General features: G+C 59.4%; 12 protein-coding genes and 2 tRNA genes. 2 read left to right on the top strand and 12 right to left on the bottom strand.

Annotation, left to right across the window (positions count from 1 at the left end):
• Position 1: 1 nt before the first annotated feature.
• A complete protein-coding gene (locus tag L0Y14_RS04555) occupies positions 2–340 on the bottom strand; it encodes a hypothetical protein (RefSeq protein ID WP_005961788.1) in 339 nt (112 codons plus the stop codon).
• A gap of 123 nt (positions 341–463) precedes the next feature.
• Between L0Y14_RS04555 and L0Y14_RS04550 the strand changes: the two genes are divergently transcribed.
• Positions 464–1207 carry a helix-turn-helix domain-containing protein gene (locus L0Y14_RS04550; protein WP_240991681.1) on the top strand — a complete coding sequence of 248 codons (744 nt, stop codon included), beginning with the start codon at positions 464–466 and terminating at the stop codon, positions 1205–1207.
• Between the two features lie 27 nt (positions 1208–1234).
• On the opposite strand, the gene L0Y14_RS04545 is transcribed toward L0Y14_RS04550, so the two are convergent.
• Genes L0Y14_RS04545 through L0Y14_RS04530 form a run of 4 tightly spaced genes read right to left on the bottom strand, consistent with a single transcriptional unit; the run spans position 1235 to position 7875 of the window.
• Positions 1235–3256: an ABC transporter ATP-binding protein gene (locus L0Y14_RS04545; RefSeq protein ID WP_006475206.1), complete on the bottom strand. Its 2022-nt coding sequence runs from the start codon at positions 3254–3256 to the stop codon at positions 1235–1237.
• A gap of 12 nt (positions 3257–3268) precedes the next feature.
• Entirely contained in the window at positions 3269–4669 is a 1401-nt protein-coding gene (locus L0Y14_RS04540) for an ABC transporter permease (protein ID WP_240991680.1), read from the bottom strand.
• A 45-nt stretch (positions 4670–4714) separates the two neighbouring features.
• Positions 4715–5692 (bottom strand): ABC transporter permease, encoded by a 978-nt coding sequence (locus tag L0Y14_RS04535; protein WP_005961042.1) that lies wholly within the window; start codon positions 5690–5692, stop codon positions 4715–4717.
• Positions 5689–7875: an ABC transporter substrate-binding protein gene (locus tag L0Y14_RS04530; protein ID WP_050799395.1), complete on the bottom strand. Its 2187-nt coding sequence runs from the start codon at positions 7873–7875 to the stop codon at positions 5689–5691. The genes L0Y14_RS04535 and L0Y14_RS04530 overlap by 4 nt, the downstream gene beginning before the upstream one ends.
• 173 nt (positions 7876–8048) lie before the next feature.
• Here L0Y14_RS04530 and L0Y14_RS04525 point away from each other — a divergent pair, with 173 nt between their 5' ends.
• Positions 8049–8825, top strand: coding sequence for an enoyl-ACP reductase FabI (locus tag L0Y14_RS04525; RefSeq protein WP_006475203.1), 777 nt, complete (start codon positions 8049–8051; stop codon positions 8823–8825).
• Positions 8826–8909: 84 nt separating this feature from the next.
• Here L0Y14_RS04525 and L0Y14_RS04520 read toward each other — a convergent pair whose 3' ends face one another.
• The 7 genes from L0Y14_RS04520 to clpP all read right to left on the bottom strand — a co-directional run bounded on the left by L0Y14_RS04520 (position 8910) and on the right by clpP (position 16236).
• A complete protein-coding gene (locus tag L0Y14_RS04520; RefSeq protein WP_006475202.1) occupies positions 8910–10823 on the bottom strand; it encodes a SurA N-terminal domain-containing protein in 1914 nt (637 codons plus the stop codon).
• Positions 10824–10894: 71 nt separating this feature from the next.
• A tRNA-Asp gene (locus L0Y14_RS04515) sits at positions 10895–10971 on the bottom strand.
• A 5-nt stretch (positions 10972–10976) separates the two neighbouring features.
• Positions 10977–11052: transfer RNA gene (locus L0Y14_RS04510), tRNA-Val, on the bottom strand.
• Between the two features lie 11 nt (positions 11053–11063).
• Positions 11064–11336, bottom strand: a complete 273-nt coding sequence (locus L0Y14_RS04505) for an HU family DNA-binding protein (protein WP_006475201.1) — start codon at positions 11334–11336, stop codon at positions 11064–11066.
• A 174-nt stretch (positions 11337–11510) separates the two neighbouring features.
• Positions 11511–13952: an endopeptidase La gene (gene lon, locus L0Y14_RS04500; RefSeq protein WP_039960183.1), complete on the bottom strand. Its 2442-nt coding sequence runs from the start codon at positions 13950–13952 to the stop codon at positions 11511–11513.
• Positions 13953–14168: 216 nt separating this feature from the next.
• On the bottom strand, positions 14169–15446 hold the full coding sequence (gene clpX, locus L0Y14_RS04495) for an ATP-dependent Clp protease ATP-binding subunit ClpX (RefSeq protein WP_005963020.1): 1278 nt from the start codon (positions 15444–15446) through the stop codon (positions 14169–14171).
• 148 nt (positions 15447–15594) lie between these two features.
• Positions 15595–16236 carry an ATP-dependent Clp endopeptidase proteolytic subunit ClpP gene (gene clpP / locus L0Y14_RS04490; protein ID WP_005963017.1) on the bottom strand — a complete coding sequence of 214 codons (642 nt, stop codon included), beginning with the start codon at positions 16234–16236 and terminating at the stop codon, positions 15595–15597.
• Positions 16237–16321 lie beyond the last annotated feature (85 nt).

Below are 16321 nucleotides of genomic sequence, written 5' to 3'. Positions count from 1 at the left end.
CTCACTCACCTCCCTGTTGCAACTGTAATGCCTGATCCGGCGCAGGCCCGGCGCTGATTACCTTGTCGGTGACCGGCAACGGCCGCGCCCTGTCATTGGCCGTCGCCCACAGCACATCCCCCAGCGCACCGCTGGCCTGACCGAGCTGACCACTGCCCATCAGTGGCACCGCCACCACCCCGGAGACAACCTGCGCACCAGCAATGCTGGCATATCCCAGCCCTTCGGCCGAATGATGCACAGCAGCGGCTGAGTGGCCCATACTGCCCTCGGCAGCGCTCTGCTGGGTGGAAAAAACAAGCGTGAGGGCGACAAGGGTTGATGCAAGGATTGGTTTCATCTCTGTTCTCCTGATGGTTGACTCGTTGCAGCCTCAGGATTGCCCAGCAGGAAACAGATTGAAACCTTTACAAAGATCGTCTACAAATACGCCAACTTTCGTATCATATTTTTATACTTTTTCATGTCGCAACAGAAGCTCCTCATCAGCACACTCAAACAGGCACTAAAACAACAGGGCCTCACCTACGCCCAGGTCGCCAGTCAGATCCACATCAGCGAGGCCAGCGTCAAACGGATGTTCTCCAGCGGCCGCTTCACCCTTGAACGGATCGAAGCAATCTGCGCGCTGATGGAGATGCAGCTGCTCGACCTGATGCGGTTGATGGAGCGGGCCCAACACTCCACCAGCCAGTTGAGTTGGGAGCAGGAGGAGGAGTTGATCGGCGACATCCGGCTGCTGCTGCTGATCGCACTAATCCGCAACCACTGGAGTCTGCCACAGATCCTGCACGACTATGCGATCCCGGAGCACGACTGCATCCAGCTGCTGGCCCAGCTCGACCGGCTGCGGCTGATCGAGCTGCAGCCGGGCAACCGCATCCGCCTGCTGGTGGCCCCTGACTTCCAGTGGATCCCCAACGGCCCGATCGTGCGCTTCTACGAGGAGCGGGTGAAAGCCGAGTTCTTCGACGCCAGCTTCAGCGGCCAGCACAGCCACCGCCAATTCCTCTCTGGCGAGCTCTCCGCTGGCTCTGCGGCGCTGCTGATCAAGAAGATGCGCCTGCTCGAGCAGGAGTTCGCCGAGCTGCTAAAGGCCGACCTGAGCCTACCACCGGAGCAGCGCATCAACATCGGTCTAGTGCTGGCGCAGCGCCCCTGGCAGTTTCACGCCTTCGACCACCTGCGCCGGGAACAGGACAGCTAATCAGATAAGATCGACAGTTCGACAACCTCAAGAATGGCTGGCAGCGTCTGTCGCAAGCAGATGACAGCTGGCCCGATGGGAGCCACTCAGGCTCACCGAATCGGGATAGGCCGCCTGGCAGTGCGCCATCGCCTCCGGGCAGCGGGGATGGAAGTGACAACCCGCTGGCGGGTCTGAGGGTGACGGCATATCCCCTTCGAGGCGGATCACCGAACGCTGCCGCTGCGGATCGGGTACCGGCACCGCCGACAGCAGCGCCTGGGTATAGGGATGGGCCGGAGCCTCCAGCACCTCATCGACCCGCCCCTGTTCGACGATCCGCCCCAGATACATCACCGCCACCTCATCGGCCAGATAGGCCACCACCGAGATATTGTGGGTGATAAAGAAATAGGAGAGCCCCAGCTGCCGCTGCAGCGACTTCAGCAGATTGAGGATCTGCGCCTGCACTGAGACATCCAGAGCGCTGGTGGGCTCGTCGCAGACGATCAGCTGCGGCTCCACCGCTAGGGCCCGAGCGACGCAGATGCGCTGGCGCTGGCCGCCGGAGAACTCATGCGGATAGCGGCTGGCCGCGTCGGCACGCAACCCCACCTGCTCCAGTAGTTCCGCCACCCGCCGCTGGCGGCTGGTCCGATCCCCCATCCCCTGTGCCAGCATCCCCTCAGCGACGATATCCCCCACCAGCATACGCGGGTTCATCGACGACATCGGATCCTGGAAGATGATCTGCATATCGCCTCGGCGCCTGCGTAGCACCTCGCCACGCATCTCGGTCAGCTCATCAACGCCGAAGCGAACGCTGCCTGCGGTGGGCCGGATCAGCTGCAGTATGCCTTTGCCGACGGTGGTCTTGCCGCAACCCGACTCCCCCACCAAGGCCAGGGTTCGGCCCTTGGGAATCGCCAGGCTGACCCCATCCACCGCCCGCACATGCCCCACCACCCGGCGGAACACCCCTTTATGAATCGGGAAGTAGACCTTCAAGCCTTCCACCTGCAGCAGCCGTGTCTCTCCGTGGTCGACATCGTGGCGCACTGCCTGGACCTTCCTCTCCCTGGCACCGGGCTGAATCGGCTTGTCGGCATAGAGCAGGCAGCGCACCCCTTGCTGCGGGGCGGTCGGGTTCCAGGCAGGAATCTCCTTATGACAGCGCGCCACCGCCAGCTCACAGCGCTCGGCAAAGCGGCAACCTTCGAAGCGGCTGTCCAGAGGCGGCACACTGCCCTCTATCACCGCAAGCTGTTCATCGCGCTTGTGGCTGTCGGGTAGGGATTGGAACAGCTTGCGACTGTAAGGGTGTTTCGGCGCAGCGAAAAAGTCCGCCACATCGGCAGTTTCGACGATCTGCCCAGCATACATCACCGCCAGCCGGTCCGCTGACTCCGCCACCACCCCCAGGTCGTGGGTGATCAGCAGGATCGCCATGCCCGTCTCCCGCTGCAGCTGCTTCAGCAGGCGCAACACTTGGGCCTGGATGGTCACATCCAGCGCGGTGGTCGGCTCATCGGCAATCAGCAGCTCCGGCCGCCCGGCCAGGGCCATGGCGATCATCACCCGCTGCTTCATACCACCGGAGAGCTGGTGCGGATACTCTCGGGTGCGTCGTTCGGGATCGGGAATACCCACCGCGTCGAGCAGCTCCACCACCCGCTGCTGCACCGCCGCCCGGCCCTTCAGTTCGTCATGCAGCCGCACCGCTTCAGCGATCTGCTCTCCCACCCGCATCACCGGATTGAGCGAGGTCATCGGCTCCTGGAAGATCATTCCCATCTTACCGCCGCGCACGCCACGCATCTCCCGCTCCGAGAGGGCCAACAGATCGTCGCCGTCGAGGTGGATGCTGCCGGTGGCGATACGCCCACCATGGGGCAGCAGCCGCATCATGGAGAGGGCAGTCATCGACTTACCGCAGCCCGACTCACCCAGCAGCGCCAGGGTCTCGCCGCGGCGGATCTGCAGATCCATGCCGTCCACCACCCGCACCGGGTTGGATTCATCCCCCAGTTCGGTCTTCAGGCCATTGATCTGCAGCAGAGGATCGCGCATCGAGGCTCCCGTCTATCGGCTGTTGCGCAGGCGCGGGTCGAAGGCATCCCGTACCACGTCAGAGAAAAGGTTGGCGGCCAGCACCAGGGTGAACATAAAAAACAGCGCCGCCACCAGCGACCACCAGACAATCGGTTCGCGGGCCATCTCCAGGCGCGCCGAGTTAATCATGTTGCCCCAGCTGTTCATGGTCGGATCGACACCGATGTTGATGTAGGAGAGCACCGCCTCCGCCAGCACCAACCCGCTGAAGTCGAGCACCAACGTGATCAGCACGATATGCAGCACATTCGGCAGGATGTGGCGGCCGATGATGGTGAAATGGCCAACGCCAAACGCCTGCGCCGCCTGCACATACTCCAATTCGCGCAGCTTGAAGGTCTCGCCGCGCAGCAGCCGGCAGAGTCCGGTCCAGCTGGTGACGCCGAGGATGATGCAGAGAAACAACAAGCGCAGGTCGGCGCGCTCGGTGAGGCTGGCAAAGTCGGCCTCGTGGTTGCTGATGTAGATCTGCATCATCAGGATCGCCGCGGCGATCAGCAGCACACCGGGGATCGAGTTCAGGGTGGTGTAGCTATACTGGATCAGGTCATCGACCCAGCCGCGGAAGTAGCCCGCCATAATGCCGAGCAAGATCGCCGCCGGCAGCATCACCAGGGTGGTGAGGGTGCCGATCAGCAGCCCGGTGCGAATGCTCTTCAGCGCCTGGTAGAAGACATCCTCACCCACCTTGTCGGTGCCGAGCAGATGGTAGCTACTGCCCAAGGTGAAGGCGACAAAACCAAGCAGCAACACCACGCCAAGGGTGATCAACAGGGTACGCCAGGGGACCTGGGTATCAAATGCCAAGATCTGCAAGAGCATCGCTCGGAAGCCAACAGCCTGGCGACGCGCCAGCTGCCAGACTAGCAGCGAGGCGATCAGCGCCCAGCCGAGCAGCCCAATCAGCACCCCCCGCACGATATGGGCCAGCAGATCAGTGGCCCAGTCAGCCGTCGGATCCTGCAGGTGGGCGCCGCCATACTTGAGCCGGGGATAGGCCCGGCTGGTGCGGCCATCCGCCAGTTCAATGCTCTCCTTGGCGTAGAGATGGGTCGCCAGAGGGGCCGAGTAGCTCTTCTCCTGACGGGTACGGATCGGCGTCACCATCCAGTCAAAAACGCTCAACACCTCAGCCGAGCCGGCACCTGGCTCACCGTTGTCCGCCGGGAGATAGTGGATCGAATCGAGCAGGCCGATCAGCACATAGAAGCTCAGCACCACCAGCGCCCCCATGCCGATACGGCTACGCGCCACCTGCCGCCATGGCGTGCGCAGGTGTTCGCGACGACTGGCGAGCAGGCCGAATCCCACTGCCAGCACCAGCAGCAGAAAGATCAGCGCATCGGTCCAGAGGATCACCAGCTCAGGCATGCAGCGCGACTCCAGCGGAAGGATCAAACAGGTTATGCAAATCCATCACTGCAACCTCACCCGCGGATCAACGAGAGTGTAGGAGATATCGGTGAGGATCAGGCCGATGATATAGAGCACCGAGCCAAGGAACACCATGGCGCGCACAATGGCGAAGTCCTGACGGCTGATAGCGTCGATAGTGTAGCTGCCGAGCCCGGGGATGCCGAAGAAGGACTCGGTGATCAGGCTGCCCATGAACAGCAGTGGCAGCACCACCACCACGCCGGTGAGGATCGGTATCAGGGCGTTGTGAAAGACGTGGCCGAACAGCACCCACTGCTCACTCAACCCCTTGGCGCGGGCGCTGCGCACATAGTCGCGGTTGATCTCCTCGAGGAACAGGGTGCGATACCAGCGGGTGCCAGCACCGATGCCGCCGATCACGCCGATGATGACCGGCAGGATCAGAAACTTCAGCCCCCCCATACCGGGATCATAGCCGGAGATCGGCACCAGATGTAGCAGCTTGCCCACCAGATACTGGCCGCCGATGATGTAGAAGAGCGACGAGATCGACATCATCACGACACAGATCACCACCCCCCAAAGGTCGATATAGGTGGCGCGAAAAAAGGCAATAAGCAGCGCGAAGGTGATGTTGAGCGCCAGCCCCACCAGCAGCACCGGCAGGGCGATGGCGAGGCTCGGCCACATCCGCTGGGAGATGTCGTAGCCGATGTCACGGCCTGAGTCGGAGGCGCCAAATTCAAACTGGAACAGCTTCAACGACTTCTGGAAGAAGATCGTGTCAGTAACGACTTCGATACCACCGGCCTGGCTATTGATCAGCAGCGGCTTGTCATAGCCCCGCTCCGCCTTCCAGTGTTCGATCGCCTGTGCGGTGACCCGCTTCGTGCCCAGGTTCATGCGCGCCATGTCGTCCGGTGAGTTGACTACAAAGAACAGCGCGAAGGTGATGACGTTGACGCCAATCAGGATCGGGATCGCATAAAGCATGCGGCGGATGATGTAGGCAATCATCGGGCGGCACTCCGCTCACGCCGGCGGAACACCACCACCGCCGGCATCAACGAGATCAGCAGGATCAGCAATCCGGTGATCACCGGCCAGAGCACAGGCGGGTTCCAGGCGCGCTGGCTTTCGACCCGTCGCGCCGGTTCCAGGCGCTTGTACTTGAGCGTGTTGTTGGCCATCAGGTTGGGCTTCACATTGTGATACCAGGCGTGGTGCAGAGAGAACGCCTTGGGATGATACCCCCAGAGCCAGGGACCCTCGCGGCGCAGCAGTTCCACCATCAGATCGATGATGGCGAGCCGCTCGGGGCCGTTGTCCATGTTCTTCATCTTATTGAACAAGCGGTCAAACTCGGGGTTCTCGTAGTTGGCGGCGTTCTCGCCCTCCCCCTTCACCTTGGCGTTGGGACCGTAGAGCAGAAACAGGAAATTCTCCGGGTCAGGATAGTCGGCGTTCCAGCCCCAGCTGAACATCTGTGCGGTACCCTTGCGCATCTTCTCCTGAAATCGGTTGTAGTCGCTGCTGCGCACCACCAGCTGGATGCCGAGCTTGGCAAACTGCTTGCGCCACCAGTTCATCCGCGCCTTGTCATCGGGGCCAGTGGCCACCGCATCATAGTTGAGCACCAAGGGCTTACCGGTCTGCGGGTCACGTCCGCCCGGGTAGCCCGCCTGCGCCATCAGCGCCTTCGCCTGCTCGATGGGACGACGCCTGATCTTGCCATCGCGCACTTCATAGACATAGGGGTTATGCCCTGCCACACCCGGTCGGTGACCATAGATTCCTTGGGGGATCGGCCCCTGGGCGGGCACCCCGCGACCGTTGGCAAAGATCGAGATGAACTCCTCGTAGTCGGCGGCGATGGCGATGGCACGGCGCAGCAGCCGTGCCCGCTCGGAGTCGCCACCCACCACCGAATCACGCATATTGAAGCCGAAGTAGTAGGTGGAACTCTGCACCGCGGTGGTCAGCTGGATGCCCTTCTCGCGCATCGCGTCAGTAAGCCCCACATCGCCCTGGTCACTGAACTGCACCGCCTGATCGAAGCTGTCGGAGGAGATGCCGGAGGTATCATAGTAGCCCTGCAGAAACTTGTTCCAGTAGGGGATGGTCTCCTTCTCTAGGCTGTAGACCGCACGCTCCACCAGCGGCAGAGACCGGCCTGCGTCCTCCAGCAGCCCAGCGGCACGGTCCTCCGGCTCTCCCTCATTCGGATAGCGTTCACCGTGGAAGTTGGGGTTGCGCGCCAGCACCATACGCAGGTTGGGGTTGTTCTCTGCCAGCATGAAGGGACCTGTTCCCACCGGATACCAGTCGAGTTTGATGTTGCGCTGCCACAACCCCGGCTGGGCGTAGAAGCGATCCGCCTCCCATGGCATCGGGGCGAAAAATGGCATCGCCATCCAGTAGAGCAGCTGCGGGTACTTGCCCTTGATGCGAATGGTGTAGGTGTAGCGATCGAGCTGTTTCAGCCCCGCCATCTCAAACTCGCGCAAATCGAGATAGGGACGGTCCTGGCCGGTCTCTTGCTTCAGACGCTGCTCCTCCTCGCGCAGCCGTTTTGTCAGCGCGTTGAAACCGACAATGTACTCCCCCATGGTGCCGGCGATCGGCGAGTGGAAGCGCGAAAAGGCGAGGCGTTTGATCTGGTAGATGTAGTCGGCGGCGGTCAGCTCGCGGCTGCCCCTCTCGGCGAAATCGTCGAGGGTATGGATCTGCTCTAGCTGCGCCTCGCTCAGCTGATGGTAGCGATAGGCGCCTGACTCATCCGTGGCGAACAGGGGGTGGGGCTGGTAGCGGATGCCGGGCTGAATCCTTACTGTATAAAGGCTGAAGGCGATTTGCTCCGCCGGGGTATCAGGCGACAGCTCCCGGCCAGCCGCATCAAGATAGCTCACCTGGGGCATGCCGTCCGCGGTCAGCGCGATCAGTTGGTACGGCCGTTTGAGAAAGTGGTACTGCAGCGGTGGCTCGTAGATCTGCGCGATAAAGACATACTCGTTGGAGCTGTAGGAGCGTGCCGGGTCGAGGTGCTTGGGACGTTCGGAGAATGAGCTGTAGAGGACCGGAGCGGCCGCATCACCGCTTCGGTAGGGACTATTCCAAGGGTTCTCACCACAACCGGACAGTGACAACAACAGGCTCAGCGCTATCCCGATCCATCCCCATTGCCAAGCCGATCTCTGCATCTCTCCGGGTGCCTGCTCTTTTTTATCTGCTGAGTTTCCGGTAACTTACGCCGTTATTATTTCGCCCGAGCCATTGCGTCGCCGATCCGTGAGATCCGGGATGCGGCACAGGCCCACGCGGTAGCCCGCATTATCCGCGTTTCTTTTTGATGACACCACCAAGGAATCGTTCCATGGGATTTTTACAAGACAAACGTTTTCTGATCGTCGGCGTTGCCAGCAACCGCTCCATCGCCTGGGGTGTGGCTGAAGCCATGCACCGCGAGGGTGCACAGCTCGCCTTCACCTATCAGACCGACAAGCTGAAGAAGCGGGTTGAGAAGGCGGCCACTGAGTTCGGCTCCGATATCGTGCTGCCGCTGGACCTGACCAGCGACGAGCAGATCACGGCGGTCTTCGATGAACTGAGTAAGCGGTGGGATGGCCTCGACGGCATCGTCCACTCCGCCGCCTTCGCCCCCCGCGACCATCTGGAGGGCGGCATCCTCGACAATCTGACCCGCGAAGGCTTCGCCCTCTCCCACGACATCAGCGCCTACTCCTTCGCCGCCCTGGCCAAGGCGGGCCGCGCCATGATGCAGGGGCGCAACGCAGCGCTGATCACCATGAGCTACCTCGGGGCAGTGCGCACCGTACCCAATTACAATGTGATGGGCGTGGCCAAGGCAAGCCTGGAGGCCACCATGCGCTACATGGCCGACTCGCTGGGTCCGGAGGGGATCCGCGTCAATGCGGTCTCAGCCGGGCCGATCCGTACCCTCGCCGCCTCCGGCATCAAGGACTTTAAGAGCATGCTCGACGCGGCGGAGAAGAAGGTGCCACTGCGCCGCAACGTCACCATCCAGGAGGTCGGCAACGCCGCCGCCTTCCTCTGCTCCGACCTCGCCTCCGGCATCAGCGGCGACGTGCTCTACGTCGACTCCGGCTACCATATCCTCGGCAGCGCCTGATCCTTCCATGAAAAAAGCCGCACGACCTTATCCAGGTCGTGCGGCTTTTTCTCAGGATCTCGTCTGAGACCCTAAACCGCAGGCCTACTGCGTCGCCTCCGACTGGAGCGTGATCGTGATCTTCGCCCGCCCCTTCATATCATACAGCAGATGATTGAAGTCACTGCGCCCCTGCAGCCGTTTCAGGTTGTCGATCTCGCGCTGTTTCGCCGCCTCGTCGGCAACCTCGACGTTGCCGTCACTCACCGTACTAAGTGCATAGACCGCATAGTCGCCCTTGCCGAGCCTAGTGATACCTAATGTTGGCTTGCCATCCTTGGGACGCGGGGCACTGAAAATATCACTCAGCAAACTGTAGAGAACACCACGTTCGCTGCGCTTGACCCCACTCAGCTGCTTGGTGGAGTAGTCCCCAGCAACTGCCTCGATCGATTCGCCCGCCTGCAGTTGGGCGAGACGCTTCTCGGCCTCAGCCTTTGCCTTCTCTGCCGCCTGCTGTTGGCGAATCGTTTCAATGATCTCCGCCTTGACCTCATCCAGCGCCTTGAGACTGGCCTCCTGATGATCGACCACGCGTAACACCAACGAACGAGTCTGATCGAGCTCTATAACCTCACTGTTGTTGTGCTCCACCAGCACATCCTCTGAGAAGGCAGCAGCCATCACCTTGGGCGAACTCAGCACACCTGCACCGCCATCGCGAGTGAGCCAGTCACTCTGCTCGATCTTCAGCTCGAGCGTGCTGGCGGCCGGTTCCAGGCTGGATGGATCTTCATAACTCAGATCGGCCAGACGCTCCGCATACTCGAAATAGAGTCGTTCTGCCTCTGCCTTGCGGTAGGCAGACTCCACCTCCTGGCGAGCCTCTTCAAAGCTCTTCACATCACCCGACTTGATCTCAGACAGTCTGATCAGGTGAAAACCGAAGCTGCTGCGCACTGCCTCGCTCAGCTCGCCCTCCTTGAGCGCGAAAGTGGCCGACTCGAAAGCGGGATCCATGATGCCCTTGCCGAAGAAACCGAGATCACCGCCGGCAGCCGCCGAGCCCGGATCTTGCGATTCGCTCTTGGCCAGATCGGCAAATGCCTCACCAGCCTCAACCCGCTGGCGCAGACTCGCAATCTTCTCTTTTGCCGCAGCCACGGTCGCCTCATCAGCATCCTGCGCCACCTGAACCAAGATATGGCTGGCACGACGCTGTTCAGGTCGGCCGTAGCTCTCGAGATGGGCTTCGTAGTAGCCGCGCAACGCCTCTTCCTGCACGTCCAGGGTCGGCGCTATCGCCTCAGCGCTCAGCAGCAAGTATTCGATCTTGACCTGCTCAGGTGCGAGAAACTCGTTCTGGTGGGATTGATAGTAGCTCTCCACCAAGTCGATCGGGATTTCTTCATCTGAAAGGAAATCAGCGACCGGCAGCGTGAAGTAGGCGGCATCGCGGGTCTGGTTGCGCAAACGTATCAGCTCTTCGATCTCGCGTTGGGTAGCAAACACGCTATTCTGTACCGCCTGGGAGAGTTGCTCAGAGAGCAGAGCCTGGCGCACGCGCTGCTCAAAGCCCGCCTCACTGGTACCCTGCAGGCGAACCCCACGCTCATAGAGCGCCTTGTCAAAGTGCCCGTCGACCTGGAACGCCTCGATACCGAGGATAGCCGATCTGATCAGCTGGTCGCCGACTCGCAGCCCCATGTCGTGGGAGACCTGACGCAGCAAACTGCCCCGGATCATCTCCTGCAGGACTTCGGCACGCATCCGTGTGTTATCAAACATCTCCGGCTTGTAGGCGGCGCCGAGGCGCTCGCGCAGCTGCTGCCTGAAGGTGTTGAAGCGTTGGTCGAGATCACGCTCAGTGATCTCTTCATCATTCACACTAGCAACCACAGGCTCAGCGCCTGCACCGAGGTACTCCTGGATGCCCCAAAGCGCAAAAGGAATACTGATGAGAATGACGATCGCCCAGGCGATCCAGCCTTGCGCTTTATCCCTGATTGCTTGCAACATAATGAATCAGATCTGGTCCGAATGTTGGATACAAAAACGGGGTATCAAGACGATACCCCGTTTCACGATGTTGGCGGAGCGGACGGGACTCGAACCCGCGACCCCCGGCGTGACAGGCCGGTATTCTAACCAACTGAACTACCGCTCCAAATTTGGTGGGTGCTGCAGGGATCGAACCTGCGACCCTCGCCTTGTAAGGGCGATGCTCTCCCAGCTGAGCTAAGCACCCCAAGAGGCGCGCTAGTTTACGGCATCCTTAAGGGCTTTGCCAGCCTTAAATGAAGGGGTCTTGGAGGCGGCAATCTGGATGGTTTCGCCGGTCTGAGGATTGCGTCCCTGACGTGCCGCACGCTCCTTGACCGAAAAGGTCCCAAAGCCAACCAGCGAGACCTGATCTCCGCTCTTCAGTGCCTCAGTGATGGCTTCCACCATACCCTCCAGTGCACGCCCGGCCGCAGCTTTGGATATATCCGCCGCGTCCGCTATTGACTCAATCAGTTCGGTCTTGTTCATTAATCGCTTTCCCCCATACTGGCTTCCGGCTTAATTATTTACCGGATCCAAATTATCTGTGTGACGCCCCATTTGTTGGGCCGTGAATCGCCGGGAATTTATACCCACTGCCGGAAATCGTGTCAAGCAACGGGTTCCTCTAAACCGAGCGCCCTCCGGCACTTCAAACAACACTTAATGGGTCGTCACATCAGAGGTTTTTTGCCCCAACGGCTCTTCACTCTCGGTAGATTTCTTTACGCTTTCTGCCTCGCCATTCAACCGGCTGGGCATCTCCACAAGCGCAATCTCCAGCACCTCATCGATCCACCTTACCGGCTTGATCACGAGATTCTGCTTGATATTCTTCGGTATCTCCACCAGATCCCGTTCGTTCTCTTCCGGGATCACCACCGTTACGATACCACCACGATGCGCGGCAAGCAGCTTCTCTTTGAGTCCACCGATTGGCAGCACCTCGCCCCGCAGGGTGATCTCACCAGTCATCGCAACATCTGCCCGTACCGGGATACCAGTCAGCGCTGAGACTAGTGAGGTGCACATACTGATGCCGGCACTCGGACCATCCTTCGGCGTAGCGCCTTCCGGCACATGGATGTGGATATCATATTTCTGGTAGAAGCTGCTCTCCAGACCCAGGGATTTCGCCCGGCTGCGCACCACCGTCATCGCTGCCTGGATCGACTCCTGCATTACCTCACCGAGCTGGCCAGTATGGCTCAGCCGCCCCTTGCCCGGCATCAGCGCCGCCTCGATGCGCAGCAGTTCGCCACCCACCTCTGTCCAGGCCAGACCGATCACCTGTCCGACCTCGTCGTGATCATCTGCTCGCCCGTAGCGGAAACGCTTCACGCTCAAGTAGGACTCCAACCGCTTGGGGGTGACTGTGATCTTGCTTGCAGGCTTCTTTAGCAGGATCTCCTTGACCACCTTGCGACAGACCTTGGCGACCTCGCGCTCCAGGTTACGTACCCCCGCCTCGCGAGTGTAGTAGCGCACGATATCGCGGACCGCCGCCTCACGAAACACCATCTCATCCGGCTTGAGTCCGTTGTTCTCCATCTGCTTCGGTACCAGATAGCGCTCCGCGATGTTGACTTTCTCGTCTTCAGTGTAGCCAGAGAGACGGATCACCTCCATGCGATCCAGCAACGCCGGCGGGATATTCAGAGTATTGGCGGTGGCCACAAACATCACTTCGGAGAGATCGAAATCGACCTCGAGATAGTGATCGTTGAAGGTGTGATTCTGCTCTGGATCGAGCACCTCCAGCAACGCGGAGGCGGGATCGCCGCGAAAATCCATCGCCATCTTGTCGATCTCATCAAGTAGAAACAACGGATTCCGCGTCCCCACCTTGCTGAGATTGTTGATGATCTTGCCGGGAAGCGCGCCGATATAGGTGCGTCGGTGACCTCGGATCTCCGCCTCATCACGCACTCCACCCAGAGCCATACGGGTGAACTTGCGGTTGGTAGCGCGGGCGATGGACTGCCCGAGTGAGGTCTTGCCAACACCCGGCGGTCCAACCAGACAGAGGATCGGGCCCTTCAACTTACGCACCCGCTGCTGCACCGCCAGATATTCAAGGATGCGCTCTTTAACCTTATCCAGCCCGTAATGATCCTCTTCCAACACGCTTTCTGCGCGTCCAATGTCGTTGCGGATCTTAGAACGTTTTTTCCAGGGCAGCCCAACCAAGGTGTCGATGTAGTTGCGCACCACGGTGGCCTCAGCCGACATCGGCGACATCAGCTTGAGCTTGTTCAGCTCCGCCTGGGCCTTCTCCCTGGCCTCCTTGGTCATTCCAACCTCGTCGATCTTCTTGCTAAGCTCCTCGACCTCGTTGGGCGCCTCATCCAGATCCCCCAGCTCCTTCTGGATCGCCTTCATCTGCTCGTTCAGATAGTACTCGCGCTGGTTCTTCTCCATCTGCCGTTTAACCCGGCCTCGGATACGCTTTTCCATCTGCAAGATGTCGTTTTCGCCCTCCATCAAACCCATCAGATGCTCAAGGCGCTCACGCACATCGGGCATCTCAAGCACATGCTGCTTCTCTTCCAACTTGAGCGACATGTGGGCGGCAATGGTATCGGCAAGGCGGCTCGGCTCATCAATGCTTGAGAGCGAGGTCAGCACCTCGGGCGGTACCTTTTTGTTGAGCTTTACATACTGATCAAATAGGGAAGTGGCAGAACGCATCAGCACCTCTATCTCCCGCTCTTCCAGTGAAAGCTCATCACTGAGGCTCTCAATCTGCGCGGTAAAATAGTCGTCAGTTGAGACAAACTCAACGACCCTGGTGCGTTCACCCCCCTCCACCAGCACCTTTACCGTGCCATCCGGCAATTTCAGCAGTTGCAGGATATTTGCGAGTGTTCCAATGCCATACATATCCCCTACTTCGGGGTCATCCACATCAGCGCTCTTCTGCGCTGCCAGCAGGATCTGCTTGTTGCTTTGCATTGCGGCATCAAGCGCGCGGATCGATTTGTCTCGTCCGACAAAAAGGGGGATCACCATGTGTGGGTAGACCACCACATCCCGCAGCGGCAACACAGGAACGATATTCATTGAGTGTTCAGTCATTCCAGAACTCTTCTCTTCTTGGGCCATTAAGGCATGCCCCCAATAGACAGACGGATTCCACCCAGCCACCACTGTGATGGGGCCATGGCGTCTGTGATGGATAGATCAACGGCAGACTAGCAACGGCAAGCTACTGCCAGCGTTTGTCATACAACGTACGGATAGAATTGGGGTGTCCCGGGGAAAATTCAAGCATAAAAACCCTCCGGCGAGCTCAAATCACCCACCGGAGAACTTTTAAGATCAGTCAGAAGCGGCAATCTGCTGCTGCTCCCCTCCGCCGTAGATCATCAGCGGCTCCGTCTCCCCGGCGATGACCGATTCATCCAGCACCACCTTGGAAACATTATCCATAGAGGGCAGGTCATACATGGTGTCGAGCAACACCTGTTCCAGGATGGTGCGCAGGCCGCGTGCACCCGTCTTGCGCTCCATCGCCTTGCCTGCGATGGCGCGCAGAGCGTCCGCGCGGATCTCAAGTTCGCACCCTTCCATTTCGAACAGCCGTCCATACTGCTTGGTAAGCGCATTCTTTGGCTCGGTGAGGATCTTCACCAGCGAATCCTCATCCAGTTCCTGGAGGGTCGCGACCACCGGTAGACGGCCGACAAACTCAGGAATCAGCCCATATTTAATCAAATCTTCCGGCTCCACATCAACGATGATCTCGCCCACCGAACGCGCTTCGTCCTTGCTGTGGACCTCAGCGGAGAACCCAATACCTCCCTTCTCCGAACGATCTTTGATCACCTTCTCTAAGCCCGAAAAGGCACCGCCGACGATGAACAGGATATTGGAGGTGTCAACCTGCAGGAACTCCTGCTGCGGATGCTTGCGCCCGCCCTGGGGCGGCACCGAGGCGACTGTACCCTCGATCAGCTTCAGCAGCGCCTGCTGCACACCCTCGCCAGAGACGTCCCGGGTGATGGAAGGATTGTCAGACTTGCGGGAGATCTTATCGATCTCATCAATGTAGACGATGCCGGTCTGCGCCTTCTCTACATCATAATCGCACTTCTGCAACAGCTTCTGGATGATATTCTCAACATCCTCGCCCACATAGCCTGCTTCTGTCAGAGTGGTCGCGTCCGCGATGGTGAAGGGTACATCAAGGAGGCGCGCCAGCGTCTCCGCCAGCAGAGTTTTACCTGATCCGGTGGGGCCGATCAGCAGGATATTCGATTTGGCAAGTTCGATATCGCTCTCTTTGCCGAGGCTCTCCAGACGCTTGTAATGATTGTAGACCGCCACCGAGAGCACCTTTTTTGCGCGCTGCTGGCCGATGACGTATTGATCAAGGGTTTTATTGATCTCGTGAGGACGGGGCAGGCTATCTGAGGATTTCTCGCCAGACTCATGCATCTCTTCACGGATGATGTCGTTGCAAAGTTCGACACACTCGTCGCAGATGAAAACTGATGGACCAGCAATCAGCTTCCGCACTTCATGCTGGCTTTTGCCGCAAAATGAACAGTAAAGCAGTTTACCGTCGTCGTTCTTACCGTTCTTGTCGCCGCTCATCTATACAATCTCCTGCGAGAGTTTACTGGTCCGCATCCCGTTCTCCCGAGCATGCCTAATCATATCGAACCCAAACCTGATGGCAAGGTAGCACGCCACAAACTGACTCATCCAGACAAATTCGGAGTAACTGAGGAAGCCACACCCTCTATTCGCCCGCCGCCAGGCTGCGCTGCGCCAACACCTGATCGATCAGGCCGTAGGCAACAGCATCTTCACCACCCAAAAAATTATCACGTTCCGTATCCGCTGCAATCTGCTTCAGCGACTGCCCGGTATGGTGAGCCAAGATCTCGTTAAGTCTCTCGCGCAGCAACAGAATCTCTTTTGCGTGGATCTCGATGTCCGACGCCTGCCCCTGAACACCACCCAACGGCTGATGGATCATCATGCGTGAGTTGGGCAGGCAATAACGCTTGCCAGGCGCCCCCCCCGTCAACAGCAACGCACCCATACTGGCAGCCTGGCCAATGCACATAGTACTGACGTCCGGACGGATAAACTGCATGGTGTCGTAGATTGACATGCCTGCTGTAACCGAGCCGCCCGGTGAATTGATATAGAGGTGAACATCCTTGTCCGGATTCTCGGATTCAAGAAACAGCAGCTGCGCCACCACCAGGTTGGCCATGTTATCTTCCACCGGACCCACCAGGAAGATCACCCTCTCCTTCAGCAAGCGCGAATAGATATCGAAGGATCGCTCGCCTCGCGCCGTCTGTTCAATGACGATCGGCACCAAACCCAGATTCTGTGTATCCACTCCACCCATGTTTTGTATATCGGTCATCTCTTCGAAATCCTTAGGGCCGACAGGCCCATTACCCTATGCTCGGCAGGGGATGGTGGTGCCATCCCAAAGACCAGGCTTCAGC

The organism is Candidatus Endoriftia persephonae (assembly GCF_023733635.1).
Classification (GTDB): Bacteria; Pseudomonadota; Gammaproteobacteria; order Chromatiales; family Chromatiaceae; genus Endoriftia; species Endoriftia persephonae.
This window is presented reverse-complemented; position numbering and strand designations above follow the sequence as displayed.

Coding starts and splice junctions, on each gene's coding strand:
- L0Y14_RS04555 (WP_005961788.1), bottom strand. CDS start 340: ATGAAACCAATCCTTGCATCAACCCTTGTCGCCCTCACGCTTGTTTTT.
- L0Y14_RS04550 (WP_240991681.1), top strand. CDS start 464: ATGTCGCAACAGAAGCTCCTCATCAGCACACTCAAACAGGCACTAAAA.
- L0Y14_RS04545 (WP_006475206.1), bottom strand. CDS start 3,256: ATGCGCGATCCTCTGCTGCAGATCAATGGCCTGAAGACCGAACTGGGG.
- L0Y14_RS04540 (WP_240991680.1), bottom strand. CDS start 4,669: ATGCCTGAGCTGGTGATCCTCTGGACCGATGCGCTGATCTTTCTGCTG.
- L0Y14_RS04535 (WP_005961042.1), bottom strand. CDS start 5,692: ATGATTGCCTACATCATCCGCCGCATGCTTTATGCGATCCCGATCCTG.
- L0Y14_RS04530 (WP_050799395.1), bottom strand. CDS start 7,875: ATGCAGAGATCGGCTTGGCAATGGGGATGGATCGGGATAGCGCTGAGC.
- L0Y14_RS04525 (WP_006475203.1), top strand. CDS start 8,049: ATGGGATTTTTACAAGACAAACGTTTTCTGATCGTCGGCGTTGCCAGC.
- L0Y14_RS04520 (WP_006475202.1), bottom strand. CDS start 10,823: ATGTTGCAAGCAATCAGGGATAAAGCGCAAGGCTGGATCGCCTGGGCG.
- L0Y14_RS04505 (WP_006475201.1), bottom strand. CDS start 11,336: ATGAACAAGACCGAACTGATTGAGTCAATAGCGGACGCGGCGGATATA.
- lon (WP_039960183.1), bottom strand. CDS start 13,952: ATGGCCCAAGAAGAGAAGAGTTCTGGAATGACTGAACACTCAATGAAT.
- clpX (WP_005963020.1), bottom strand. CDS start 15,446: ATGAGCGGCGACAAGAACGGTAAGAACGACGACGGTAAACTGCTTTAC.
- clpP (WP_005963017.1), bottom strand. CDS start 16,236: ATGACCGATATACAAAACATGGGTGGAGTGGATACACAGAATCTGGGT.